Annotated in this window: 21 protein-coding genes; 17 read left to right on the forward strand and 4 right to left on the reverse strand. The window is 62.2% G+C overall.

Annotation, left to right across the window (positions count from 1 at the left end; genetic code table 11):
* The 17 genes from IRZ31_RS09055 to IRZ31_RS09135 all read left to right on the forward strand — a co-directional run.
* Positions 1 to 1221: GAF domain-containing sensor histidine kinase (locus IRZ31_RS09055; protein ID WP_297152630.1), on the forward strand; the 1221-nt coding region annotated here is incomplete at its 5' end.
* A gap of 170 nt (positions 1222 to 1391) precedes the next feature.
* Positions 1392 to 1805 carry a VOC family protein gene (locus IRZ31_RS09060; RefSeq protein ID WP_297152632.1) on the forward strand — a complete coding sequence of 138 codons (414 nt, stop codon included), beginning with the start codon at positions 1392 to 1394 and terminating at the stop codon, positions 1803 to 1805.
* A 141-nt stretch (positions 1806 to 1946) separates the two neighbouring features.
* Positions 1947 to 2828 carry a xanthine dehydrogenase family protein subunit M gene (locus IRZ31_RS09065; protein WP_297152634.1) on the forward strand — a complete coding sequence of 294 codons (882 nt, stop codon included), beginning with the start codon at positions 1947 to 1949 and terminating at the stop codon, positions 2826 to 2828.
* Positions 2828 to 3343, forward strand: a complete 516-nt coding sequence (locus IRZ31_RS09070; RefSeq protein WP_297152636.1) for a (2Fe-2S)-binding protein — start codon at positions 2828 to 2830, stop codon at positions 3341 to 3343. Before IRZ31_RS09065 ends, IRZ31_RS09070 begins: the two co-directional genes overlap by 1 nt.
* A gap of 23 nt (positions 3344 to 3366) precedes the next feature.
* Entirely contained in the window at positions 3367 to 5790 is a 2424-nt protein-coding gene (locus IRZ31_RS09075; protein ID WP_297152638.1) for a xanthine dehydrogenase family protein molybdopterin-binding subunit, read from the forward strand.
* Positions 5791 to 5892: 102 nt separating this feature from the next.
* Positions 5893 to 6672 (forward strand): 3-oxoacyl-ACP reductase FabG, encoded by a 780-nt coding sequence (gene fabG, locus IRZ31_RS09080; RefSeq protein ID WP_112426171.1) that lies wholly within the window; start codon positions 5893 to 5895, stop codon positions 6670 to 6672.
* Between the two features lie 58 nt (positions 6673 to 6730).
* Positions 6731 to 7441 (forward strand): cyclase family protein, encoded by a 711-nt coding sequence (locus tag IRZ31_RS09085; protein WP_297152642.1) that lies wholly within the window; start codon positions 6731 to 6733, stop codon positions 7439 to 7441.
* A 72-nt stretch (positions 7442 to 7513) separates the two neighbouring features.
* Positions 7514 to 9133, forward strand: coding sequence for a class I adenylate-forming enzyme family protein (locus IRZ31_RS09090; RefSeq protein ID WP_297152644.1), 1620 nt, complete (start codon positions 7514 to 7516; stop codon positions 9131 to 9133).
* A gap of 6 nt (positions 9134 to 9139) precedes the next feature.
* Complete coding sequence (locus tag IRZ31_RS09095; protein WP_297152646.1) at positions 9140 to 10438, forward strand: hydroxyacid-oxoacid transhydrogenase; 1299 nt, start codon at positions 9140 to 9142, stop codon at positions 10436 to 10438.
* 210 nt (positions 10439 to 10648) lie between these two features.
* Positions 10649 to 11737 (forward strand): LacI family DNA-binding transcriptional regulator, encoded by a 1089-nt coding sequence (locus tag IRZ31_RS09100; protein ID WP_297152648.1) that lies wholly within the window; start codon positions 10649 to 10651, stop codon positions 11735 to 11737.
* Between the two features lie 230 nt (positions 11738 to 11967).
* On the forward strand, positions 11968 to 13545 hold the full coding sequence (locus IRZ31_RS09105) for an APC family permease (RefSeq protein WP_297152650.1): 1578 nt from the start codon (positions 11968 to 11970) through the stop codon (positions 13543 to 13545).
* 258 nt (positions 13546 to 13803) lie between these two features.
* Positions 13804 to 14640 carry a BtpA/SgcQ family protein gene (locus IRZ31_RS09110; RefSeq protein ID WP_297152652.1) on the forward strand — a complete coding sequence of 279 codons (837 nt, stop codon included), beginning with the start codon at positions 13804 to 13806 and terminating at the stop codon, positions 14638 to 14640.
* On the forward strand, positions 14640 to 16223 hold the full coding sequence (locus tag IRZ31_RS09115; protein ID WP_297152653.1) for an FGGY-family carbohydrate kinase: 1584 nt from the start codon (positions 14640 to 14642) through the stop codon (positions 16221 to 16223). Before IRZ31_RS09110 ends, IRZ31_RS09115 begins: the two co-directional genes overlap by 1 nt.
* A gap of 15 nt (positions 16224 to 16238) precedes the next feature.
* Positions 16239 to 17024 (forward strand): SDR family NAD(P)-dependent oxidoreductase, encoded by a 786-nt coding sequence (locus IRZ31_RS09120; protein WP_297152655.1) that lies wholly within the window; start codon positions 16239 to 16241, stop codon positions 17022 to 17024.
* A 178-nt stretch (positions 17025 to 17202) separates the two neighbouring features.
* Positions 17203 to 18168 (forward strand): hypothetical protein, encoded by a 966-nt coding sequence (locus IRZ31_RS09125; protein ID WP_297152657.1) that lies wholly within the window; start codon positions 17203 to 17205, stop codon positions 18166 to 18168.
* Between the two features lie 56 nt (positions 18169 to 18224).
* The gene (locus IRZ31_RS09130) at positions 18225 to 19049 is read left to right on the forward strand and encodes a hypothetical protein (RefSeq protein WP_297152659.1); all 825 of its coding nucleotides are present in this window, start codon (positions 18225 to 18227) and stop codon (positions 19047 to 19049) included.
* 535 nt (positions 19050 to 19584) lie between these two features.
* On the forward strand, positions 19585 to 20457 hold the full coding sequence (locus IRZ31_RS09135) for a class I SAM-dependent methyltransferase (protein WP_297152661.1): 873 nt from the start codon (positions 19585 to 19587) through the stop codon (positions 20455 to 20457).
* A gap of 274 nt (positions 20458 to 20731) precedes the next feature.
* On the opposite strand, the gene cas6 is transcribed toward IRZ31_RS09135, so the two are convergent.
* From cas6 to IRZ31_RS09155, 4 genes are all read right to left on the reverse strand, one after another.
* Positions 20732 to 21787: a CRISPR system precrRNA processing endoribonuclease RAMP protein Cas6 gene (gene cas6 / locus IRZ31_RS09140; protein ID WP_297152663.1), complete on the reverse strand. Its 1056-nt coding sequence runs from the start codon at positions 21785 to 21787 to the stop codon at positions 20732 to 20734.
* A 118-nt stretch (positions 21788 to 21905) separates the two neighbouring features.
* Positions 21906 to 22643 (reverse strand): hypothetical protein, encoded by a 738-nt coding sequence (locus IRZ31_RS09145; RefSeq protein ID WP_112426197.1) that lies wholly within the window; start codon positions 22641 to 22643, stop codon positions 21906 to 21908.
* A gap of 51 nt (positions 22644 to 22694) precedes the next feature.
* Complete coding sequence (locus tag IRZ31_RS09150) at positions 22695 to 23687, reverse strand: DevR family CRISPR-associated autoregulator (protein ID WP_297152666.1); 993 nt, start codon at positions 23685 to 23687, stop codon at positions 22695 to 22697.
* A 72-nt stretch (positions 23688 to 23759) separates the two neighbouring features.
* On the reverse strand, positions 23760 to 25655 hold a 1896-nt coding region (locus IRZ31_RS09155), incomplete at its 5' end, for a hypothetical protein (protein ID WP_297152668.1).

The raw sequence follows: 25655 nt of genomic DNA on the forward strand, positions 1-25655 counted from the left end.
GAATGCCAGCAGAGCGTCATCGAGAGTCAGGGAGAGTGGTTCACCATCATCGTCATGCGTGACCTCACCTTCCAGCGCCAGCTTGAACGCAAAGCTGAAGTGCTGGCTCAGTTTGCCAGCACAATGGTTGGCGCCGGCTCGCTGGAAGCCACGCTCAACGCCCTGGCCCGTAGCGTGGTCCAGGCGACAGGGGTCATGGCCTGCCTCGTGCCGCTGATTAACGGTGATCCCCCTCTCTTCCGTGTAGTCGGCAGCTATGGTCTTCCGCCAGGCTATGCCCCCGGCCTTGTGCGACTGGTACAGCAGGGCATCTGCCTCCCTACCATGCAGGCTTACGCGGAGCGGCGGACCATCGTGGCGACCGGCCTGCGTCAGGCATTATTAGCCGACCCCCATTACGAGCCTGTTCACTCTTTCCTGCGCGCATCCTGCTGGGAGACCATCGTCTGCATCCCCTTGATCTATGGCAGCGAATGCCGGGGCGTCTTTACCGTGTATTGTCCGCCGGGGCCGCCGCCCGACGACAGCGAGATTGCCTTCTTCTCGGCCATTGCCGATCAGGCAGCTGTTGCCGTCGAGAACGCGCGGCTGCTCCTGGCCGCCCAGGAAAAGGCCGCCCTGGAAGAGCGCCAACGCCTGGCCCGTGAACTGCACGATTCTGTCGCCCAGGGTCTCTACGGCATCATTCTGGGAGCGCAGGCGGCCCGGGCTGCCCTGGAGACCGATCAGACGCACGCGCACGAATCCCTTGATTACGTGCTTTCCCTGGCCAGAGCTACCCATGCTGAGATGCGCTCGCTGATCTTCGCTCTCCATCCAGAAGCTCTGGAGAGCAACGGCATCGTCGAGGCTCTCGCCCGGCGCGCCGCTGCCATCAAGGCCCTGCACCAGCTAGATGTAGAGACGCGACTCGACGCTGAGCCAGTGCTCCCTCTGGAAACCAAAGAGGCGCTCTATCGCATTGCTCAAGAGGCCCTCTACAACGTGGTCAAGCATGCGCGCGCTCATCGCTGTCAGCTGGCTCTTTACAGGGAGGCAGGGACGATAGTGCTGGAAGTAGGCGATGATGGCCTTGGCTTCGATACCACTGCCGCCTTTCCCGGCCATCTCGGGCTGCACTCCATGCGCGAGCGCGCCAGTCAGATTGGGGGCATCCTGGAGATCATCAGCGCGCCGGCCCAGGGCACACTGGTCCGCGTCACACTCCCTCTTTCCACTTAAGTACGGCCTCCTTCCCCTTTTTGGGGGAGGAAGCCATCCCTCGAAAGTCTCTCCCTCCAACCATCCTTTGTCTGATGTATTCCGCCCTGCCGGGATGCTACGCTAGGAAAGGAAGCTCCAGCAGCACGGACTGACGTTATGGCTGTTCTTTAGCAGGAGTGTGCACTGTGATGGACATCCGTCGAGCTGACCATGTGGCCCTGCTGGTGAAAGAGGTAGACCGTTCGTGCCAGTTCTATAGCCAGGTACTGGGTATGCAGGAGATTCCTCGTCCGCCCAACTTTGACTTTCCCGGCGCCTGGCTGACCAGAGATGATTTTCAAATCCATCTGATTGGCGAAGAAGTCGCAGGGCGTGCCCTGGAGACGCACCCTGGCTATCTGCCCGAGGAGCTGGCCCTCGGGCGTGTCACCCATCTGGCCTTTGAGGTCACGGATCTGGAGGTGGCCAGACAGCACCTGCAGGCTCTGGGCGTACCCATCGTCGGAGGGCCGCGACCACGCGGTGACGGCGTCATGCAGCTCTACATCTGTGATCCTGATGGCCATGTCATCGAACTCTTCGCCTGGTCATCGCGCCCCTGAGCGAGCAATGGGAGCGATGACCAGGGCAGGTAGAAACGATAGTCGTCATTGCTCCAAACGAGATCACAGGGCTGCCGCCTGTCCGCCAGCTGACAGCCCCTGACCTGAAGGACGCCGAGAAAGGAAGAAAGGGAACTGCTCATGAAGCCAGCGCGTTTCCGCTATTTTGCCCCACATACCATCACTGAAGCCACGCAATTGCTCGACGAGCAGGGTGATGAGGCGCGTCTTCTGGCTGGTGGCCAGAGCCTGCTCCCCTTGCTCAACCTCCGTCTGGCGCGGCCCTCAGCGCTCATTGACCTCAACGAGATCCAGGCTCTGGCCTTCATTCATCCCCGGGATGGCGGCCTGGTCTTGGGCGCACTGACACGCGATGCCACCCTGGAGCGCGATCCACTGGTAGCAGCCCGGCAGCCTCTCCTGGTCGAAGCCGCCCACTACGTCGGGCACCCCGCCATTCGCCACCGGAGCACACTGGGTGGCAGCCTCGCCCATGCCGACCCGGCGGCGGAGCTACCCGCCGTGATGCTGGCCCTGGACGCTGCCTTCACCCTGCAGAGCAGCACCGGCAGTCGCACCATCGCAGCGGCGGCCTTCTTCAAAGGGCCATTTCAGACGGCTCTGCAGCATGGGGAAGTTCTGACCGAAATACACCTTCCTGGCCTGCCGCCCCGCAGCGGTAGCGCCTTCCTCGAATTCGCGCGGCGCGAAGGCGATTACGCGCTGGCCGGTGTCGCCGCTGTCATCTCCCTGGCCGAAGATGGCACCATCGCCCAGGCCCGTCTTGCTCTCTGCAGCGTTGGCCCCGCCCCGCTCCGAGCTGCCGCCGCCGAAACCGTCCTCCAAGGCCGCCATCCCGATGAAGCGGCCTGGCAGGCCGCCGCGGAAGCCGTTGTCAGTGAACTCAAAGAGCCTCCTTCGGATATTCACGGCTCTGCCGATTACCGCCGTCACCTGGCTGGCGTGCTGACCCGGCGCGCCTTGGCGCTGGCCGCCCAGCGCGCAGAAAGGAGCCACTCCTAATGGAAGACGACTTTATCCCGGTGCGTCTCTCTGTCAACGGCGTCCCCCATCGCCTCTTCGTCGAGCCGCGCCGCACATTGCTGGACATGCTACGAGAGGACCTGGAACTGACGGGTACAAACGCTGGCTGCGAGCACGGCAGCTGTGGCGCCTGTACCGTCCTGCTCGATGGCCAGAGCGTACGGGCCTGTCTGTTGCTGGCTGTGCAGGCCAATGGCCATGAGGTGATGACCGTCGAGGGCCTGGCCCGCCACGGGCGTATGCATCCCTTACAAGAAGCTTTCTGGGAAAAACAGGCGCTTCAGTGTGGCTTTTGCACGCCGGGCATGCTCATGACAGCCTACGAGCTGCTTCAGCAGAATCCCGATCCTGGCGAAGAGGAAATCCGTTCCGCCCTTTCCGGCAATCTCTGCCGCTGCACGGGCTATCAGCACATCGTCGAGGCTATCCGCCTGGCAGCCCAGCGCCTGCGTGAGGAGGCGGAGGCAGCCACTCCGTCGGAGACGACGGCTTGACCTCACGAAAGGAGCGTGCACCCATGACCACTACTGTCAGCGAACGCGCCTGGATTGGCAAGGACCTCAAGCGGCGGGAAGATCCCGCCTTGCTCATGGGAACGGTAACCTATATCAATGACTTCAAGGTCGCGGGCATGCTGCACGCCGCCGTTCTGCGCAGCCCCTATGCCCATGCCCGCATTCGGGCCATCGACACCAGTGCGGCGCGCGCCCTGCCGGGGGTGCAGGCCGTGCTCACGGGCAAGGAGGCCGCCGAGGTCATCGGTCCTGTGCCGGCTTTCTGCGCTGAACCCGTGGTCGAACACGCCATCGCTGTCGAAAAAGTGCGCTATGCCGGCGAGGCAGTGGTCGCTGTCGCTGCCGAGAGCCGCGCCATCGCCGAGGACGCCCTTGACCTGGTGGAAATTGACTGGGAACCGCTGCCAGCGGTGACCGACGTCCTCAGCGCCATGCAGCCAGGCGCGCCCCTCGTCCATGAGAACCTTGGGACCAACGTCGTCTATGACCATGTTTTTACCTTCGGCGATGTTGACGGAGACTTTGCCCAGGCCGATCATGTCATTCGGCGCCGTCTGCGCTGGCCGCGGGCCACGGCAGCCCCACTAGAGCCAAATGGCGCTGTCTGCGCTTATGACCCGGCCAGGGGCACGATGGAGATCTGGTCGAATACCAACATGCTCAACTCGGCCTCCTGGGTCATGTCCAGCATGCTCAAGATCCCACCCCACAAGCTCAACTTCTACCCGATGTATACCGGGGGCAGCTTTGGCAGCAAGCATTTCCTGGCCAAGGTCATCGGCATCGCTGGCGCCCTCTCCAAAGTGACAGGTCACCCGGTCAAGTTCATGGAAGATCGCCTGGACAACCTGATGGCCAACGATTCTCAGGGACCGGAACGCATCTACGATGCTGAGCTGGCGGTGACCAACGACGGCAAGTTCCTCAGTCTGCGCCTGCAGACCATCGACGACTACGGCGCCTACTTCATCTTTGCCATTACCGGCAACACCAACATGATGGCGCAGATTACCGGCCCCTACACCATTCGCAGCGTAGCAACGGGCATCAAGGCCGTCTTGACCAACAAAAATCAGCAGACCGTCTTTCGGGGGGCCGGTTCCGACGTTGGCAATTGGGTTCTTGAGCGCTTAGTCGATGCCGCCGCCGAGCAGCTGGGGATCGATCGCGTCGAGATTCGCCGGCGCAACTTCATTCAGCCCGACCAGTTCCCCTACAAGATCCCTACCGGCAACGTCTACGACAGCGGTAACTATCCTGGCGTCCTCGACCTGGCCCTGGCGCACTTCGACCTTGACGCCTGGCGCCAGGAGCAGGCGCGGGCGCGTCAGGAGGGGCGCTATCTGGGCATTGGGCTGGCGACGGCCCAGCAGCGCAGCACCTACAGCTCGACGGAGTTCTGGTTTCACAACCCCGCACCAGCTACGGGCCTCAACTCAACCCCGGAAAGCGTACGCATCAGCGTTGGCCCCACCGGAGGAGTGACGGTCACCATGTTCTCGCCGTTCTGGGGCAACAGCCCCGAGACCGTGGTGGCGCAGGTCGTGGCCGAGGAGCTGGGCATTGATCCCCGCGACGTCAACGTTACCTACGATAGCACCGCGCACGCCCTGCCGAGCGCCGGCCCGGGTGGCAGTCGCATGACGGTCATGCTGGCCGGCGCGGTACATGGTGCTGCTGCCCGTCTCAAAGAAAAAATCTTCAAGATTGCCGCCCATATGCTCGAAGCCAGCGTCTCCGATCTGGAACTGGTCGGCGGTCAGGTGCGCGTCAAGGGCGTTCCCTCCTCCTCTGTCAGCCTGGCTGATATCGGCATGCGCGCCTACTGGTTCAAACTCGACCTGCCGCCCGAGCTGGAGAGCGGCCTTGAAGGCACCTTTACCTACGATCATCCCTATACCACGAAGCCGCATGAAGACCGCAAGGACCTGGGGGTCTTCTATCCGATCATGGGACACGCCGCCCATCTGGTGGCCGTCGAGGTGGATATCGAGACGGGGGCGGTGCTCTTCAAGAAGTATGTGGCCGTCCACGACGTTGGCACTGTGCTCAATCCGCGTTCGCTGCAGGGCCAGATTCGCGGCGGCATCGCCCAGGGCATCGGGCTGGCGCTCCTAGAAGAGGTACGCTACGGAGCGGATGGGCAGAATCTCACGTCGACCTTTGTCGACTACCTCTTGCCCTCGGCCAGCGATGTGCCCTCTATCGAGGTCTACCATCAAGAGACGCCCTCGCCCTTCACTGCCTATGGCGTCAAAGGCGGTGGGGAAGGCGGGCGCATGGTGGCGCCGCCAGCCGTCACGAGCGCCATTGAGGATGCCCTCAGACCCTTCGGGATCAGCATCGCTGAGATGCCGATCACTCCCGAGAAGATTGTCCGCTGGGTCAAGGAGGCCCAGAGCCGCCGCTCGGGACAGACACACTGAGGCGACAACTACACCACCGCAGGCAGTCCGCTCCGGCCCGAGCGGCTGCCTCCTCTTTCGTCTGGCTTGGCATACCGTCCCACTGAGGAGGAGGCGCTGCATATGCTCTTGCAAGAGAAAGTTGCCGTCATTACCGGTGGCGGACGCGGCATCGGTCGCACGATCGCCCTGGCCTACGCACGGGCTGGCGCGCGGCTGGCCCTGGCCGCTCGCTCAGTCACCGCCCTTGAAGAAACGCGCCGCATGGTCAGCGACCTCGGTGGCGAGGCCGTGGTCATTCCAACCGACGTCAGCCAGGCGACGGCTGTCGCCGCGCTTGCTCAAGCTGTGCAGGAGCATTTTGGGCGGGTAGATATCCTGGTCAACAACAGCGGCACCGCCGGACCAACTGCCCCCCTCTGGGAGATCACTCCTGACGCCTGGGAAGAGACCTTTGCTGTCAATGTGCGCGGAACCTTTCTCTGTTGCCGTGCCTTGCTCCCGTTGATGATCGCTCAGGCTTCCGGCTGTATTATCTGCATCGGCTCAATGACCGGCAAACGGCCCCTGTTCGGACGCACGCCCTATGCGGCCAGCAAGCTGGCGCTGGTGGGGCTGGCGCGTACACTGGCCTGGGAGGTTGGTCCCTACGGCATTCGCGTCAATGTGATCTCGCCCGGCCCCGTCGAGGGCGAACGCATCGAACAGGTCATCCGCAAGCAAGCCGAAGTCAAGGGCATCAGTCTGGAGGAAGCGCGCGCAACCTTCCTGCGCGATGCCCCCCTCGGGCGGCTGGTCACAGCGGAAGAGGTCGCTGCCGCGGCAGTTTTTCTGGCCTCGGAGCAGGCGGCCTCCATCACGGGTGAGGACCTCAATGTCTCAGCGGGTATTGTCATGTATTAAGAGCAAAAGCGCCATCTGGCCAGCGCCAGCTATTCTACACGCGGAGGGATCGCAAGCAATGACACGCCTGATTGATCTATCCCAGGAAATTTACCAGGGCATGTACGTCTATCCGGGCCACCTGAAGACCGTGATCTGGGAGCACCATTCGCATGAAGAGACGCGCAAGAACTTCGAAGGAGGCTTCTCCTACCAGTCGCGCGGGCTGCTCATGAGCGATCACGGTCCCACCCACGTTGATGCCCTCAGCCATCTTGATCCGCGTCCCGAGGCTCCCTCGATCGACCAGATGGCGCTCGATCTCTTCTATGGTCCAGCGCTCTGCCTCGATGTCTCCTTTAAGGAGCCGCAGACCTACATCGGGGCGCGTGATCTTGACCTGGCCCTGGAAGGCTCCGGGAGCGAGCTGCGGCGCGGCGATATTCTGCTGCTCTACACCGGCACCTACAACCGTTACCACGGTACCGCTGCCTATCTGAGCCAGTACCCCGGCCTCGATGAGGCAGGAAGCAACTGGCTGGTCGAGCATGGGGTCAAAACCTTCGGTGTGGATGCGCCCAGCCCGGATAATCCCATCAGCCGAACCTATCCCTGTCATATGATGTGCCGTGCCCACGGAATCACCCATTACGAGAACCTGGCCAACCTTGAGCAACTGGTGGGACGGCGCTTCATCTTTGTCGGCTTCCCCCTGCGCATTCGCCAGGGCACCGGCTCGCCGGTGCGCGCTGTCGCCATTCTCGAAGATGAGCGCGATGAGAAACGGTGAGGTGCCGCCCGCGACGAGGCCCAAGTCCAGAGAGAGGAAATGACGGAATCACTCAGGAAAGGAGGAGGAAATATGAGGCCGGAGCCATCAGTTGCGTCTGGGCCTCTTCCAGAGCGCACGCGCGAGACCCATTACGGCAGAGCGGTCCTGACCTATGCCCGTCGCCCACGGCATTTCAACGAGGTGCTGCGCCGCTCGGTAGAGACCTTTCCCGAGAAAACCGCGCTGGTCTTCGAAGGCCAGCGCTGGAGCTATCGTCACCTCTGGGAGGAGGCCTGTTCGCTGGCGGCAGTCCTGCAAGAGGATTACGCTTTCGATGTTGGCGAGCGCCTGGCGGTTCTTACAGGCAACTTACCGGAGTTCGTTATTGCCGCTGTCGGCTGCTCGCTGCTGGGGGGTGTGCTGGTACCGCTCAATACGCGCCTGCGTGGGCCGGAGCTGTGTGCTTTGCTAGCGCACTCTGGCAGCCGGGTGCTGATTACCACCACAGAGCACTGGGAGCAGCTGGCCCCAGAGCGGGCAGCCTTAAAGGAACTCCAGGGCGTCTTTGTGATTGGTGACGAGCACCCTCAAGGCCCGGCGGGAACTCGTCCCTGGCGCGACCTGCTGCGCGGCGGTCACCCCAGGCCGGTCGAGATCGGCGAAGACAGTCCGGTCTATCTCTGCTATACCTCCGGGACCACTGGCTTACCCAAGGGGGTCATCTGCACCCACTTTAACCTCATCCACACCCTCCTCAACTACGAGCTGGTCAAAGGACTGAGCGCTGACGACATCACCCTGCTCGGCGTTCCCATCTTCCATATTACGGGGCTGGCGGCCCAGTTCGCCCAGTTTCTCTACCAGGGCGGTACGCTTGTCCTGCAGCGCCTGCCCTTCCGACCCGGCCCGGCGCTAGAGCTGATCGAGCGCGAGCGCGTGACCCATTTCTTCGGCGTGCCCACTATGTACATCATGCTCATGAATCACAGCGATTTTCGGCAGCGCGACAGCTCATCGTTGCGCCTGGCGGCCTCGGGCGGGGCCCCTTTGCCACCAGATGTCGTGCGCAGCTGGACGCAGAAGGCCCCGCAGGTGCGGTTTTTCAACTTCTACGGCCTGACCGAGACCACCTCGCCTGCGACCTGCCTGCCGGACCGCTACAAGCTAGAGCGACCAGGCTCGGCGGGGTTGCCGCTGCCAGTCAGCGAGCTGCTGGTTGTTGGCGACAATCATGAGCCATTGCCGCCCGGGACGGTCGGCGAGCTGGCCATTCGCGGCCCGATGGTCTTCAAAGAGTACTGGCGCAATCCAGAGGCAACGCAGGCGGCCTTTCTCGACGGCGGCTGGTTTCTGACGGGCGACATGGCCCGCCTTGACGAGGACGGTTTCGTGCACATTGTGGACCGCAAAAAGGATATGATTAACAGAGCAGGGGAGAAAATCTACTGCGCCGAAGTCGAAAACGTTCTTTATGGCCATCCCGCCGTGCTAGAGGTGGCTGTCGTTGGGCAGGCGGACCCGTTCTACGGAGAAATCGTCAAAGCGGTCGTGGTGCCACGTCCAGGTCAGGTGCTGGATACCGAAGAGCTGCGGACCTTCGCGGCGCAGCACCTGGCCTCGTTCAAGGTGCCGGCGCTGATTGAAGTGCGGGACGAGCTGCCGCGCAATCCTGGCGGGAAGGTCATGAAGCAGCTACTGCGAGGGAGATGAACCATCATGGGGTGCCTCGACATTCCGAACGAAACCGTCTTTGTCATGGAGATGACCCCCATCAAGTTTGGCGTAGGAGCAACTGCCGAAGTGGCCTATGACGCCAAACGGCTGGGTATCCAGCGCGCCTTGATCGTCACCGATCGCGGCCTCATGCAGCTCGGCCTGCCCGAACGCGTGCGCCGTCTGCTCACCGAGGCTGGCCTCCAGGCAGACATCTACGATGACGTCCACGTCGAACCGACGGATCGCTCGTTTGAAGAGATCGCCCGCTTCATCGAGGGCCGCAACTACGATGGGATGATCGCCATTGGCGGAGGCAGCAGCATCGATACCGCCAAGTGGGCGCGCCTCTATGCCACCTACCCGGCGCCGCTCATGGACTACGTCAATAAGCCCATCGGCAAGGGGCTGCCTGTCCCCGGACCACTCAAGCCGCTCATCGCCATCCCGACGACCGCCGGCACGGGAAGCGAAACAACGGCGGTCGCTATTCTAGATATCCTCGCGCTCAAAGTCAAAACCGGCATCTCCCACCCCTTTCTACGCCCCACGTTCGCCATTATCGACCCCCTCAACACGGTCACCCTGCCGCCTATGGCGACGGCCTATCCCGGCTTCGACGTCCTCACCCATGCGCTGGAATCCTACACCAGCCGGCCCTATCACGCCCGCCCGCGCCACAAGCCGGAGGAGCGTCCGGTTTATGTCGGGAGCAATCCCATCAGCGATCTCTGGTGCGAGAAGGCGCTGGAATATCTCGGGCGCTACCTGCGCAGGGCCGTCCTCAACGGCATGGACGTGGAGGCGCGCACCTATCTGGCGCTGGCAGCCACCTATGCTGGCATCGGCTTTGGCAATGCCGGCGTTCATATTCCGCATGCCCTCGCCTATCCCATCGCCGGCATGGTCAAGCGCTTCTCGCCGCCCGACTATCCGCGCGAAGAGCCGCTCATCCCGCATGGCCTCTCAGTGATCGTCACCGCTCCGGCAACCTTCCGCTGGACCTATCCCGCTGACCCGGAGCGTCATCTGCGGGCGGCCCAGTTGCTCGGTGCCCAGGTCAGCGGCTTGAATGAGGCGCAGCGACGGGAGATCCTGCCACAGACCTTGCGGACGCTCATGCGCGATACGGGGGTGCCCAGTGACCTGGGGGCGCTCGGCTATACAAGTGAGGATGTGCCAGCCCTTGTCGAGGGTGCGCTCAAGCAGCAGCGTCTGCTCGTCAACAGTCCGCGCGCTGTAGGAGCCGAAGAGTTGCGCCTGCTAATCGAGCAGAGCTTTGAGACGGCTCCCAGACCCTGAGCGAGCACGGCCAGGCGCTCAATGACCCCTCTGGCTTGCTGCTGCTCTCGCCCGCTGTTCCCACTCTTTCCAGCGCTCGCGCCCATCAGCGGGCGACAGGGCAGCAACCAGGGGACTGACCCTTGACAATCAAAACGTTTTTCCTTATACTTCCCCTATCGAAATCAAAACGTTTTGATTACCAGGCGAAAGGGCGCGAGCAAAGTACGGATGACCACCATCAAGGATGTCGCGCGAGCGGCGGGGGTTTCGGTAAGCACAGTCTCGCATGTGCTCTCGGGGCGGAGGCCGATCAGCGAGCCTACGCGCCTGCGGGTGCTCGAAGCCATCGAGCGTCTGGGCTATCGCCCGAATCGGCTGGCTCAGGGCCTGGTCAGTAAAAGCAGCCGTTCGCTGGGGCTGCTGGTGCCGGACCTGGCCAACCCCTTCTTTGGCAGCATGGCCGAGGCGATGGAGATCGCTGCGCACGACCGGGGCTATAGCGTCATTCTCTGCAACACGAATCTTGATCCGAAGCGCGAGGCCGACTATCTTTCGATGCTGCTCAGTCGTCAGGTTGACGGCCTGCTCTATTTCCCCGGGACACGTGTGCCCAATCGGGCGCTGCTGGAGGCGGTGGCTGCCGGGGTGCCCGTAGTGGTAGTGGACGAGCGTATCGATAATCTGCCGGGCGTGTTTGTCGACAACTTTGATGGGGGGCGCCAGCTTGGGCGGCTGCTGGCGCAGTTGGGACACCGCTCGCTGCTCTTTATCGGAGGACCGGAGGGCCTGCCCACAGTCACGGATCGTCTGAACGGTCTCCGCGCTGGTCTGGCCGAAGGCGGGAGTGCTCCCACAAACCTGCTCCTGCGCTTTGGCGAGTATCGCGCCAGTCACGGCTACGAGACGATCCATGTCTGTGCGCGTGAGGGTGTCTTTGCTGCCGTGGGGGACGAGCGTCCGACCGCGGTGGTAGCGGCCAACGATATGATCGCTCTCGGGGCGCTGCGCGCGTTGCGTGAGCTACAGCTGCAGGTGCCGCGCGACTGCTCGCTCACTGGCTTTGATGGCGTTGAGTTCACCGCCATGATCACGCCATCGCTCACTACGGTCCAGCAGCCATCGACGCGCGTGGCCACCGCCGCCGTGGAGCTGCTGCTCCAGCGCATCGAGTCTGGCGAGAACCATCGCGACCGCGCCGCTCAGCGGCAGCAAGCCCATGATGACCAGGCGGAGGTTGCGCCGGTGATCCCCCACGTGGTTCTACCGGTCACGCTCGTGGTGCGCGAGTCGGTGGCGCCGCCGCCGCCGCAGCGCTAGCGACTTTCGCCCATCGCCGCTTGCTGGTAAGATCGATTTCGCCTCTGGAGGTGAAAGCAGCACAACACCCTTGTTTCCCTCTTTTTCAGCCTGTCAGGCCAGTCGTATGTCCTGATCTCTGGACATCATAGTCGCATGACTCTCTCCCACGGTGAGCTGCTTTTGCCGGGAGGGACAGCTATCACTGTTGTCCGCTGTTTGCATTCCCCTGCATCTGGAGGGAGGATCTGATGTCTACCGTCAGCAAGGGAGCAGCCGGCACCACGACGCATTTTGTGCGCAATGCAACGGGTCTGGTGCGCGAGCTGTCGCCGTTCGACGCCTTCAACCTGGTGTTTTCCGCTGTCCTCATTCCGGTGGGAATCACTCAGGTCTTCTCATTTGCGCCCACCTTCTGGCCTGGCGCGAATGTCCTGGTCTCCTTCTTGCTCTCCCTGCCGCTGGTCTTCTGCTTCGGCATGGTCTACCTCTATTTCACGGTAGCGATGCCGCGCTCCGGCGGTGACTATGTCTGGGTCAGCCGGGTGCTGGGGCCGGGAATTGGCTTCTTGACCAATCTGACGCTGACCTTTGTCTTTACGACCTGGATCTCCTTTAATTTCACAACCATGCTCACGCTGCTGGGTCCCAGTCTGGGCTTTGTGGCCGGCTTCACCTGGGCGCCCGACCAGCTCACGCAATTTCTGATCGCGACTGTCCTCACCGTGGTCTTCGCTGGCCTGATGGTGTTAGGAGCCAGGCGGGTGGCGCGCTATATGCTGGTGATGTTTGTCGTGGTCTGGCTCGGCATGCTAGTCTGGCTGATTGGCCTGGCGATTACCGATCACAGCGCGTTTGTAAGCAATTTTGATGCGCGCAGCGGCACCACCCTTGCCAGGGTGGTCAGCGCGGCAACGAAGGCGGGTTTCTCGGCAGGCTCAGGTCTTGATTGGGCTGGCACGATCTTCGCCATGATCTACGCCTTCCAGGTCTTTACGGGCTTCCAGTGGACTGGCTACTTTGCAGGTGAGATCAAGAATGTGCGGCGGACTGCGACCTTCTCCATTCTGGGAGCCTTGCTCATCAGTGCCCTGCTCTACGTGTTGGGGAGCGCCCTGATCTATCACACCTATGGCTCGGAATTCGGCTCGCTGGTCTATCTCGGCTTCAACGTCTCCCCCTCGCCGTTGTCATTTGCTCCTTACCTGCCGTCGCTGGTCAAATTCCTCTCGCTGCCCACTTTCCTGCAGGTGTTTGTGACCGCCTGCTTTGTGCTCTCGGTGCTCTGGTGGACGCCGACCGGCTTTATGATCGCGACGCGCAACCTCTTCGCCTGGTCCTTTGATCGGCTGGCGCCGGCGGGCGTGGCAGAGGTCAGTGAGCGCCTGCACACACCGGTCATTGCCACGGTGGTGATTGCGCTCTGGATCGAGCTGCTCAATTACCTCAACATTTATCAGGGTCTGAGCGCCCTGCTGATCAATGTGATCGCGGTCATGGCGCTGGCCTTTATCGCGGTGTCCCTGGCGGCTATCCTGATGCCCTTCATTCGTCCCGCTCTCTTTGAGGAGGCGCCGGCGATGGTGCGGGCCCGCCTGCTTGGTATCCCTGTGCTGACACTCGTTGGCATCGTGATGCTCTTGAGCTGGGCCTTTGTCCTCTATGTCACCTTTGCGACAACCGCCTTTGGCAAGGTCTCGCCGCTCTCAATGGCGGAGGCCTTCGCCGTGCCAGTGCTGGGCCTGATCTACTATCTGATCGTGCGTTTGATCCGCCAGCGCCAGGGCATTCAGCTCAGCGCGGCCTTCCGTGAGATCCCGCCTGAGTAGGACGAGAAAGCAGGCTGGGAGCGCGTGGGACAGAGGCCTCTCCCGGCCAGACGTGACTGGCTTGCCCCACGCCGCTCCTGGTCCTGGCCCAGGGGTGGGAGGATGCACCTGAGTCTTGTCATCCTCTCTTCGCCTGGGCCAGGACCAGCGGGGCAGGCCGATCCGATCCGATCCGATCCGATCGCCAGAACAGTGCAACCCCTTGTCTGTCGCCTCTAGGCGTATGTGGTTAGTCGCTCTCAGGGAGGAAAGAAGGAGATGTCAGAGAGAGCAACAGGGCCAGGTTCCGTGCTCGAACAGCTCTTCGGACGCCCGCGTCCGGTAATCGCCATGATGCATTTGCCGCCCTTACCCGGGCGACCGCTCTATGACAGTCGCGCAGGAATGGCGGCCATCGTTGACGCCCTCCGGCGTGATCTGGAAGTTCTCCAGGAGGGGGGAGTAGACGGACTGCTTTTCTGCAATGAAGGTGATCGCCCCTATGCCCTCAAGATCGATCGCGCTCAGGTAGCGGCAATGGCTGCCGCGATTGGCGAGCTACGCCCCTATCTGAGCTTACCTTATGGGGTTGACCTGCTCTGGGACCCGCTGGCGGCGCTGGCGGTAGCCCAGGCGGTACGGGCCAGTTTTGTGCGCGAGGTTTTCACCGGTGTCTATGACAGTGACATGGGCCTCTGGCAGCCTGACGCTGCCGCTGCCCTGGACTATCGCCGGCAGATTGGGGCTGAGCACATCAAGCTCTTCTTCAACATTGAGCCTGAATTTGCACGTCCGCTCAGCCAGCGCCCCATAGGAGCGCTGGCGCGGAGCGTCGTCGTCTCCTCGCTGGCCGACGCCATTCTGATTTCCGGTCCGATGGCCGGCGCCGAGGCTGATCTCAGCCACATTCGTGAGGCCAAGGCCGCCGTTCCCTCCACCCCTGTACTGGCTAACACCGGGGTGCGCATCGAGACCGTCCGTGCCACGCTGGCGGTCGCCGACGGCGTGATCGTCGGCACTGGTCTCAAGCGCGACGGCTACACCTGGAATCCGGTTGATCCCGAGCGGGTGCGGCGCTTTATGGATGAGGTACGTGCTGCGCGTGAGGAGGCCTGATGATGGCCGCTCAGAAGCGCTACGCGCTGGGGCTGGACGTGGGTACCACCGCCTTAAAGGCTGTCGCTCTCGAACGTGAGCATGGCCTGGTGGCGCAGGTTGAACGCCCGCATGAGCTGCGCTCGCCTCAGCCCGGCTGGGCCGAGGAGGATGCCGAGCAATGGTGGCAGACCTGTCAGGAGGCGCTGCGCGAGCTGTTGAGGCAGATCCCTGCCGACGAGATTGCGGCGATCGGCGTCTCTGGCATGGTGCCAGCGATGGTGCTGCTAGATCAGGGTGGGCGCCCGCTGCGCCCGGCGATTCTGCAAAACGATGCGCGCTCAGCTCTGGAAGTCGAAGAGCTGCGCGCCGCCGTCGATGAAGAAGCGTTCTTCCAGCTTACTGGGAGCGCAGTCAATCAGCAAAATATTGATCCACGCTGGCGCTGGCTGCTCAAGCACGAGCCGCAGGTGGTAGCGCGCACCGTCTGCCTTTGCGGCTCCTATGACTTCATTGTCTTTCGCCTCACTGGTCAGCTGTCGCTCGAAGAGAACTGGGCCGTAGAGAGCGCGCTCTATGATGTGCGGCGGCGGCAGTGGCATCAGCCCTATCTGGAGCATGCTGGCATCGCGCGCTCCCTGCTGCCACCGGTGCATGCCCCTACTGAGATAGTGGGAGGAGTCAGTGCGGCGGTTGCCAGGGCCACTGGCCTGCAGGCCGGAACGCCAGTGGTGGCCGGCAGTGCGGACCATGTGGCAGCGGCGCTGGCGGCAGGTCTGACTCAGCAAGGCGATATCTTGTTGAAGTTTGGCGGAGCGGGCGACATTCTCTATTGTTCGGATCAGCCGGAGCCTGATCCCCATTTCTACTTTGATTATCACGATATTCCGGGCCTGACGCTCATCAATGGCTGTATGGCGGCCAGTGGCTCGCTGGTGAAATGGTTTGTGAGTCAGTTGGCGCCCGGCTGCTCGCTGGCGCAGTTGGATGAGGAGGCGGCTGCCGTGCCCGCCGGTTCCGATGGCGTGTTAGCGCTGCCCTATTTTCTGGGGGAGAAGACTCCCATTTTCGACCCGACAGCGCGTGGTGTCTTCGCCGGTGTCATGCTCCATCATCGGCGCGCCCATCTCTATCGGGCCGTCCTGGAGGCGGTCTGTTATGGGTTCGCCCATCATCTGACGCTGCTACGCGAGGGAGGGAGGCCCATCCGGCGCATCTGTGCCGCCGATGGGGGCAGCCGGAGCGCGCTCTGGATGCAGATCGCAGCGGATGTCGTCGGCGAGCCGGTGAGCGTCGTGGCCGGCGAGGCGGCCTCGGCGCTGGGCGTGGCCTACGTAGCCGGGATGGGCGCCGGCCTCTTTGAGCGCTGGGAGGAGATCACGCGCTTCATCGCTCAAGGGCCGACCTACTGGCCGCGCGCCGAGCAGGTGAGGCTCTATCAGCGTGGCTTCTTACTCTACCGCGATCTCTACCGTCGTCTGCAGCCGCTTTTTCCCGAGCTGGCTCAGCTTGCGGATGTGGCGCGCCTGATTCAGGCCCAGGCAGATCTATCCGTCCAGTCTGGTGGTCTCAACTCAACTCAGACTGAGCCGAGAAAGCCATAAGGAGGACCAAGGGAGATGCTCTTAGCTGGTTTGCGCGGTTTCATCACTGGTGCAGGTACCGGGATTGGGCGCGCCATTGCCCTGGAGATGGTGCGTGAAGGGGCCGATCTCTATATTACCGATCTGGATGGGGAGGCCGCTCAGCGCACCGCGGCTGAAGCGAGGACGCTCCGGCCAGAGGCCCGCCTTTATGCGGCAGCTCTTGATGTACGACAGGGCGCTGCAGTGGCTGCCTGCATTGAAGATGTCCAGGCTCGTCTAGGCGGCCTGGAGCTGGCAGTCAACAACGCTGGCGTTTCTTCTATGGCCCGCGTGGTTGATCTGACTGAGGACGACTGGGACTTTAACATGGACGTCAACGCCAAGGGGGTCTTTCTCTGCTGTCAGGCCGAGGTACGCGCCATGTTGCATCGTGGAGAGGGAGGTAGCATTGTCAATATTGCCTCGATGGCCGGCAAAAAGGCAGCGCCTTTCCTGGCCCATTATTCCGCCTCCAAGTTCGCCGTGGTCGGCTTTACCCAGGCCCTGGCTCTGGAGACTGCTGAGGCTGGCATTCGCGTCAATGCTGTTTGTCCGGGCTATGTGCGGACCTCGATGCAGGAGCGTGAAGTGGTGTGGGAGGCTCAACTGCGGGGTATCACGCCCGATGAGGTGATCGCCGACTATCTGCGGGCGATCCCCTTGGGGCGCCTGGAAGAGCCGGAGGATGTGGCGCGGGTAGTGACCTTTCTGCTGAGTGAGCGTGCAGCCTACATGACCGGTCTGGCGGTCGATGTGAACGGTGGGGCGTTCATGTCCTGACCGACCACCGGGCTGGCCAGGCGCTGGTGGTAGGTATGTCATCCGGTCTGGCGCGCCTCGCCCGCCGATGGCCTTGGGGGCGTGTAGCCGCTGGGCGTAGCCGAGCTGGCTGGTCCTGGGGCAGGGCGCTGGGGAGAGCGGGCCGGGCCGCCGCTCTGGAATGGGAGTTGTCTCGCTGATGTTTGGCACTCGTCGAACCACGATCTTCTTTGCTACCGATATTCATGGCTCCGAGCGCTGTTTTATGAAGTTCATTAACAGCGCCAAGTTTTACGGTGCCAATGTCCTGATCCTCGGGGGCGATATTACTGGGAAAGCGCTTATTCCCATCGTGCGCGATGGTCACAATAGTCGCTATCGGGCCACGTTTCTAGGGGAGCGGGTGACGTTGGAGTCGGAGGAGGCTCTGGCTGCCTTCGAGCGTCAGGTACGTCATGCTGGAGCCTATCCATTTCGGACGACGGCAGAGGAGCTGGCCGCCCTGGAAAGCGACCGGACCCTTGTCGATCGCCTCTTTACCCGCCTGATGGTTGAGAGCGTGCAGCGCTGGTGTGAGCTGGCGGCGGAGCGTCTTCGCGGAAGCGGCGTGCGCTGCTTTATCGACGCGGGAAACGATGACGAGCCAGAGATCGTGGAGGTCTTAAAGCAGGCCAGCTATGTGGAGATGCCCGAGGGCCAGGTAGTGCTGATCGATGATGAGCATGAGATGGTCAGCGCGGGCTTTGCGAATTTGACGCCCTGGAAGGCGCCGCGCGATATTCCTGATGAGGAGCTAGGTCGCTTGATCGAATCAATGGCCTCTCAGCTCCAGCATCCCGAGCGGGCCATCTTCAACGTCCATGTCCCGCCGTATGGCTCCGGTCTGGATATCGCACCGCTGCTGGATGAGCAGCTCAAGCCGGTCGTGGTTGGCGGGGATATCGCGACGGGGCCGGTGGGCAGCAAGGCGGTGCGTGCGGCGATCGAGCGCTTCCAGCCTCTGGTCTCGCTGCATGGTCATGTGCATGAGTCGCGAGCGGTGAGCAGAATCGGGCGCACGACCTGTATCAATCCGGGCAGCGAGTATGGCGACGGGCATCTGCGTGCTGCGCTGGTCACGCTCAAGGGGCCAAAGCTCCTGAGCTACCAGTTGATCACCGGATGAAAGCCGAGCAATCCAATGAATCCGTCAGTCAAGACGGCAAAGGAAAGGCGGTGGCCATGACAAGGCAGGGAGACTTTGAGGCTGACTTGCCCCTATCGGCAGAGGCTGGGAGCGCAGACGGGCCGGGGCCGATCCTGGCCGACGGCGTGGAGGAGGCGCGGCGCCTGGTGACGGTGCTGCAACGGGAGGGTCTGACGCTACGCCTCCTGGGCGGCCTGGCGGTGAGGCTGCGCTGTCCCAGTGCCAGACATCGCACCCTTGCACGCTCCTATGCCGATCTGGACTTTGTGGCTCCCAAGAAGCAGGCTCGTCCGTTGCGGGTCGCTCTGGAGGCCAACGGCTATGTGGCTGATCGGCGCTTTAATGCCTTGCATGGGGAGCGGCGTCTGCTCTTCTATGATCAGGTCCACCAGCGCCAGGTTGATGTTTTTCTGAGCGTCTTTGAGATGTGCCATAAGCTCGTGCTGGAGCCGCGTCTCCAGCTGCATCCGTTGACGCTATCGCCAGCCGATCTCTTGCTGACGAAGCTGCAGATTGTGGAGCTGAATGCCAAAGATATTCAGGATCTGCTGGCGCTGCTGCTGGACTTCCCTCCCCAGGAGGTGGCGGCCAATCCTGGCGAGCAACTTGATATGCGCATCGTGACGCAGGTCTGTGCTCACGACTGGGGCTGGTATACGACTGTCACCGATAATCTGCGGCGTGTGGCTCAAGAGGCGAATCAGCTTCTGCAGGCAGAAGAAGCAGCCCTGGTCAGGCGGCACAGTGAGGAGATGCTCCGCCTGTTAGATCAGGCACCGAAGTCCAGCGCCTGGAAGCTGCGGGCCCTGGTCGGGAGGCGGCTGCAGTGGTATGAGCTGCCAGAGGAGGTGCATCGCTAGTTTTTCTTCTCGCTCGTTGCGCGATCTCGCGTCGCTTCGGACTAAGAGCAGTTTTCTTTTTTTTATTCCTGCACCTCCACCAGCCGAAGGCAAAAGCAGCTTTCAAGCTGCTTTTGCCTTCTTCTTGTTATGTTGGCTCTTGCTCAGAGAGGCAGGGGCCATCTCTCTTGAGATACCGGTGGGGATCGGCCTTCTGGTGGCCGTTCCTCTTCCACTGCCGGGCCGGTCTCTGCTACACTTGAAGAAGCAGCGTGAGAAACAGGCGTCATCACCCTGGACGTGTGTCGATGCGCTACTTTCCCCAATCCAGGCCGGGGATGCGCTGGGGGCGAGGTAGGGCCTGGCGCTTGGCCATGTTTGGGGTGGTGGCTGACTGGCTGACTGGCTGGCTGGCGTCCCTGTACGGTAGGGGAAGTCTCCTCTGGGGGCAGAGGCGCCAGATGGTGAGCAAGTCGTGGACAAAGGCCCGGTCTGGTCTGGCTCTGGGCCAGATGAGCCGGAAAAGCGTGAATCTGACGAGCGAGGAGCAAGAGGCATGGAAGAAGCCGCGAAGCATACCTATATCATTGAACCGGAGAATGCGGGCGAGCTGGCACGCTTGATGCAACAGGACCGGTTGCTGACTGATGGCATGGGAGGACTCTTTCCCGAGGGGCAGCAGTTGCCAGAAGGGGGGAGGGTGCTCGATCTGGCCTGTGGTCCTGGCGGCTGGGACCTGGAGGTTGCCTTTCACTATCCGCACGTCGAGGTGATCGGTATTGATATCAGCCAGCAGGTGATCGAGTGTGCTCAGGCCCAGGCGCAGTCGCGTGGACTGGAGAACATCCACTTTCAGGTGATGAATGTGATGGAGCCGTTAGCCTTCCCAGACGGCTCGTTTGATCTGATCAACGGGCGTCTGCTCTGTGGCTTCATGCTGCCGGAGGCCTGGCCCCGCTTGCTCAAGGAGTGCTTCCGCCTGCTCAAGCCTGGGGGAGTCGTGCGCCTGACCGAAATGGAGTCCCCTTTGACCACCAGTCCATCCCATGAACACTACTTCCGTCTTGGTACTCAGGCCCTCAAGCGGGCTGGACAGAGTTTTTCGCCCGACGGGGGGCATGTCGGCATCACGCCGGTGCTGCCGCGGCTGGTGCGTCAGGCGGGCTTTGAGGAGGTGCGGCTGCGAGCGAGCGTGATCGAGTGGTCGATGGGGACCGAAGGACATTATCCCGTCTTCAAGGATGCCCTGATCTTTCTGGAGCTGGTGCAGCCGTTCCTGATCAAGATGGGGATGGGGACAAGGGAAGAGCTGGAGCGTCTCTATCAGCAAGCGGTGGCAGAGATGCAACAAGAGGACTTTTGTGCGCTCTGGAACCTGCTGACGGTGCGGGGGCGCAAGCCCGGCACCTCCGACGAAGCCACCTCATAGGCGGCAGTCCCGCGGCAGGCGGGGAGTAGTTGGCACGGGCCAGGCTGGCTGCTTTGCTCTGCTGACCAACCTGGCCCAGGCTTACTTCACCAGTTCTTTGGCAGCATGGCCGCGGCAATATCTCCGCGATAGGCAGCGAAGTGAGTGGGGTGTAATAGCCTCCTCCCTGTGAAAAGGGAGCATCGTCGGCGAGGCAAATCAGAGGTAAGCCAACCTGGCAGCTGATGAGGCCGATGAGGCCAGCCTGCTGCCAGGTTGCTCCTGATTGGTGCGCTTACTCTCGCTCATGAATAGAGAGAGAGGGGGGATGTACATCCGCTTCCAGCGAATGACAGACGCGATACCAGCCATCGCCTTTCACCGCGTTCTTCCCCACGTGGATCAGCTCACCCCATGCCAGCAGCTCCCGCAGCTCCGCCAGCTCACCAGCAAAGGTCGCCTCTCCCAGCAGGCCGCCAATGGGGGTAGCGCGTCGCAGACGACGCGAATAACTGGGCATATCCTGCCAGCGGGTGGTATGCTCCTCGCAGCGCACAGCTGACGCCAGTTCCAACAGGCGCCCACGTTGCTGGGCCAGAGCGCGGGCCTCTTCGGCGTTGCCGTAAGCGAGTCCCAACTGCTCCAGGCGTTCAAGCAGTCGCTGTACCAGGGCCGCGAAATCCGGCTCCTTGCAGAGGGTGCCGTGTCGTACCAGGCGCAGAGGCGTCAAGAACGTTAGCGTTACTCGTCGCACCGACAGCGTCAGCGCGCGCTGGCGCACGTCCTCCGCCTGCACGGCCAGCGTTGGCGTGGTCACCTGGCGTGCTCCTGCCCGGTAGAGTAGTTGCCGCGCTCCGCTGAAGGGGTGGTAGGCTTCGATCTGTTCGATGCGCAGCTCGCCACGCCGAGGGGGCGAACCATTCTCTGGCAGAGGCCGCCCGAGACCCTGGCGCTCCAGCTCCTGGCTGCTCAGCATGACATAAGGCAGCAGCTCCACGCGCCGGCCAATGAGCGTCATCCCAAATACAAGTCGCTCGCCTGGCTCGTAGCGCCGCCCGCCCTCTAACAGTGGCTCCAGCACATAGGGGCGAGGAATATCGCGCCCCCAAGGCTGGCCATTAAGGCGCTGCAGTACTGGTGCTTGCGGGTCATCCGTTGGTGCCAGCAGTGAACTGACAGGGCAGACCTGTAACAGGGGACATTCCAGGCAGGTGCGCGCCTGCTTGTTTGTGCAGAAACGGCGCCAGATTGCCGTAAAGAGGGCGCCGCGCAGCGCCGTCCCGGGAGAATCGTCCAGCTCTAGTGGCGTCTCGACGCGCATGGTCCATAGCAAGTGATAGGTTGTCAGCATATGTCCTCCTTCCATGTAAGTGTATGTGCGCGTCCGTCGGTGGAGCCTCCGCCCTTTCCTGGCAGGAACAGAGGACGGCGCTACGCGGCAGCAGCATCGCCGCTCGTATGCTCTCCTCTCATGAGGATGGCAGGAGGCGATACCAGCTATAGGCGTGTGAGGAGCGCCAGCGCTGATAAGGGAGCACCACATGACGTAGCACGCGATCTCGGTTCAGCACAATGCGCTCATTCGTATAGATGTTGGCCTGAGCGAAGGTCAGCTTCGGGCCGCAGTCGTCGAGCACCTGCAGCGTCCCCTGCATAGGAAACGTCTCCTGCCGCGAGGCGGTCAGCAGCAGAAAGTTGCCAGCGGGCAGCTCCGCGCTCTGCTGAGGAGGCTGCAGGATCTGGATGAAGCCGCCGCGCTTACCCAGGTAGTTGAGACCGACCAGCAGCTCCGGCAGCACTGTCACCAGAGGACTCCCTTCAGCAACCTCGCAGGCCAGACGCAGGCTTCCGTAGTAGCTAATGTACTCACGATAAGCGATTGTCGGCTGAAAAGGATACTCTTTTTCTAGACGCGCGCGAGCGGCCTTTTCGGGATTGCTCTTGTCCTTCAGCTCGCGGCGGATCTTACTGAAGCCCTTGATAACGACCGCCTGCTCTGGTGGTTCCAGGGCGATAGGCAGGTCGCGCAGAGCGGGGAAGAGGCGTTCCCCCTCTGCCAGACCGCGAGTACGGATCAGAGTGCTGAGCAAGGCCATCTTGATAGCGAACGGGGTCGGCACCAGCAGCGTCTGACCACCCGAGGATGTAGCGCTGGCCGGTCGCAGTGAGAAGAAAGAGACCGGCAAGTAGTGCGCGACGATCCACATTGGTCGTCTGCCTCCTTTCTATGTGATCTGCCAACCGAACTACCGACCTACCTAGGCCGACGCCCCCTCGGGAGTAATGCTGTCGATCAGCGAGCGCATCTGCTGCGAGAACTCGGCCAGCGTGTCGAAGGTTTGCAGGCGCACATGCTGGGGGCCAGTGCCGTTCAGGGCGCGGACAATGGCTTCCGCCTGCTCGCGATAGGCCTGCGGCTCGTCGCTGCCGCCCAGGAGCGGACTGACCAGCGGCGCCGGAGTGGCGGTGTCGCTGGTGCTGATGAAACCTTCCAGGGCCAGCAGGTGAGGGAGCTGGGTCGAGCGCATGGCGCCGTTTAGCTCCAGGAAGCTGTAAAGCAGGCTTTCAAGCAGTACGCGAGTGCGGCGCTGGCGCTCTTCGGCGCTGATGGCGTAGTTCTGCGTGATATCGTTGTAGCCCACCCGGCTTAACTCGACGTGGCAGACTACAGCGTAGACACCGCTGGAAGCCGGGCGATGGAAGATGCTTTGTCCAAGGTTGGCCCCTTTGTGTTCGTCGCTCTCCTCCTTGCGCGTCGCGCCCGGACCGCGCTCCAGGGCGTACTTGACGTGGAAGTAGCTATCGGTCCGTACGCGCTCGGGTAAGGCCACAACCCAGCCAAATTCACAAACCGACTTGCGCGGGACCGAACGCCCGCCTTCAGTCACCAGAATCCCACCAACGTCGTCCATTGCGCAGCGCTCCAGCAGGCCATCGATGAGCGCCGCGCCAGTATTGCCGGCTCCCTTCATAAAGTCGCTGTCGGCATTGATGCGGTTGGCATCGAACTGCTGACAGCCAGCGCAGAGGCTCAGGCCCTCCTCACGCGCGCGGCGATAGAAGTGCTCCATGAGCACGTGCTTGAGCATGTCGCCAGAGATGGCGTTGACGGTGTGCAACAGACCGTCGTCTCCGACGATATCGACCATGCGCGTCTGAATCTGGTTCCCCTCGCCGCCTTCGTTATTGAGGCTGTGCATGTTCAGGGTCATGCGCGCAGCGATTGAGAGAGAGACTGGCGTGTTCGCCATAGTTCGATTGCCTTCCTTTCTTTATGGTGATCATTGTCGTTGTGGTTATCCTTGTGGAAGGTGAACGATGAATCATGCCTGTGGACTTTGGTCATCTGCTGCCTCTGTATCCTCCTCGCTCTGGCTGCTTTCCGCGGCCTTGCCCCAGCGGGCGTAGCCATAGGAGAGCAGCATCGAGGCCACCAGCTCGCAGGGATACTGGTCGAGGAGGGGCGTAAACTCGTCGATGTCGCTGGTCATGACGGGGTAGCGCAGATGATGCTGACTGTAGTCCTCTGAACGCAAGGCGCGTCCCAGCTTCTGCGCCACTTTCTCCTCTTCGCGCGCTGTCTCGGCGTTGTACTGCAACAGAAACTCGCTGAGGGCCTTCATGAATTCGTCGCGACGGTGGATCGTGCGCAGCAGCTCCTGCCCCAGTCCGTAGCGCACTTCGTAGGGATAGTTATGGTCCTGGAAGCGACGCCGCTGGGCGTTGACCGTCGCCTCACGAATGGCCGAGGCAATGCGCTGGAAACCTTTGTTCTGAAGAATGGGTGTCAGTTTCAGGTCCTGGATACCTTTTTTCGTTTCCATAGCTGCATCCTCCGATAATACAAGTTTGTCAAATCTCTGGCTGGTGAACTGCTTCAGCCAGCGCTTCTCGTTTTTCTCGCGCTCCCGCTGACGGAAGAGGTAAGGGCCATAGCTGGCGGCGAAGCGCCAGAAGAGGCGCAGATCATGACTGGAGAGGCAGTCGCGATAGATGCGCAGCAGCTCTAGCTCTTCGCTGCCTTCTTTCCCCTGTGATCCCTCGATGCGGTTAATGATAGCGATGTGCTCGTCCAGCAGCTCATCGATCTGCGTGGCCTCGGCGACGGAGCGCGGTCGCGGCGGCAGCCACGAGGGCAGATTGATGGTCGAGACGTTCATCACCGCGTGGGCGCTGCCCATGTCCTTGTAGAAAGCCACGTCAAGCCCGTGGGTGATACTGACCAGGGGAGGAAGCTCGTCCGGGTCAAGGTTCTGGCTGCTCGCCAGCTCATTGCGCCGGTGGTTCACCAGAGCCTGAGCCAGGCGCAGGGCGGCCAGAATATCCTGTTTGATGGCCGTGCTGGACCAGCAGATCTCACGAAACTTCTGCATGATGGTCCTGAGCGTCTCCAGCTCGACCTTTTCGGGCAGCACCACGAAGGTCTTGCGGTCCTTGCTGCCACTGAGCATATAGGGAGCGGCGCCCAGCATGAAGCCGCGGAACTTGACCAGCTCCAGCAGCCAGAAGCTTTCCAGGCCGCCAACCGCCAGACGGTTGCTTTTGGGGGCATTGGCCCCTTTGCCACTGGTTGGATTGAGCAGCTGCACGGCGGTGGCCTGGGCCTTGCCGCTGAGGCCCTGCTCCTTGGCCCACTTCTCCCAGGTGCGTTGCGCCTGCTCGACGTCGTTGAGCGGCTCGGAGAAAAGGCGGAAGAGCAGACGCACAGCAAACCATTGCTGCTCGGCGCTCAGGCTCTCCCAACGCAGCACCAGCTCATTGAAGGTGTCGGCGACCTTCATGACGTTGATGGCCTTGTAGTGCTCCAGCTCAGGGCTGGGGCCGTTGCTCAGGATCTGCTGCAGCTCCGGGGAAGGGTTGAGACGCGCTTTCGGCGACCGCTTCTCGGGCGGCAGTTTGGCGAGCTGGGCCTGCAGCTGACGCTGTTTCTCTTGCTCGGCCTCGTAGTCGAAGATCTCGACCTCGCTGAGTGTGCGCCCCTTCTTGGCCTGCCGCTCCTGCTGTTTGGCGGTGCTCAGCGGGCGCAGCAGGGGGAGGCGGTTGCTGCTCGCCAGGTCGCTTTCTTCGACGGGAGGGAGCTGGATCAGAAAGCTCTGGCCGGCGTCGTAGATCTCCGGCGACTGCTCCAGACGACCCAGGCGCGCCAGGCCGAGCCGCATGAGATCGGCTAGGCCCAGGGCGAGCAGGGTATCGGCGAATGTCCCGCTCGCTTTGTTGAC

This window comes from Thermogemmatispora sp., from assembly GCF_019683635.1.
GTDB lineage: Bacteria > Chloroflexota > Ktedonobacteria > Ktedonobacterales > Ktedonobacteraceae > Thermogemmatispora.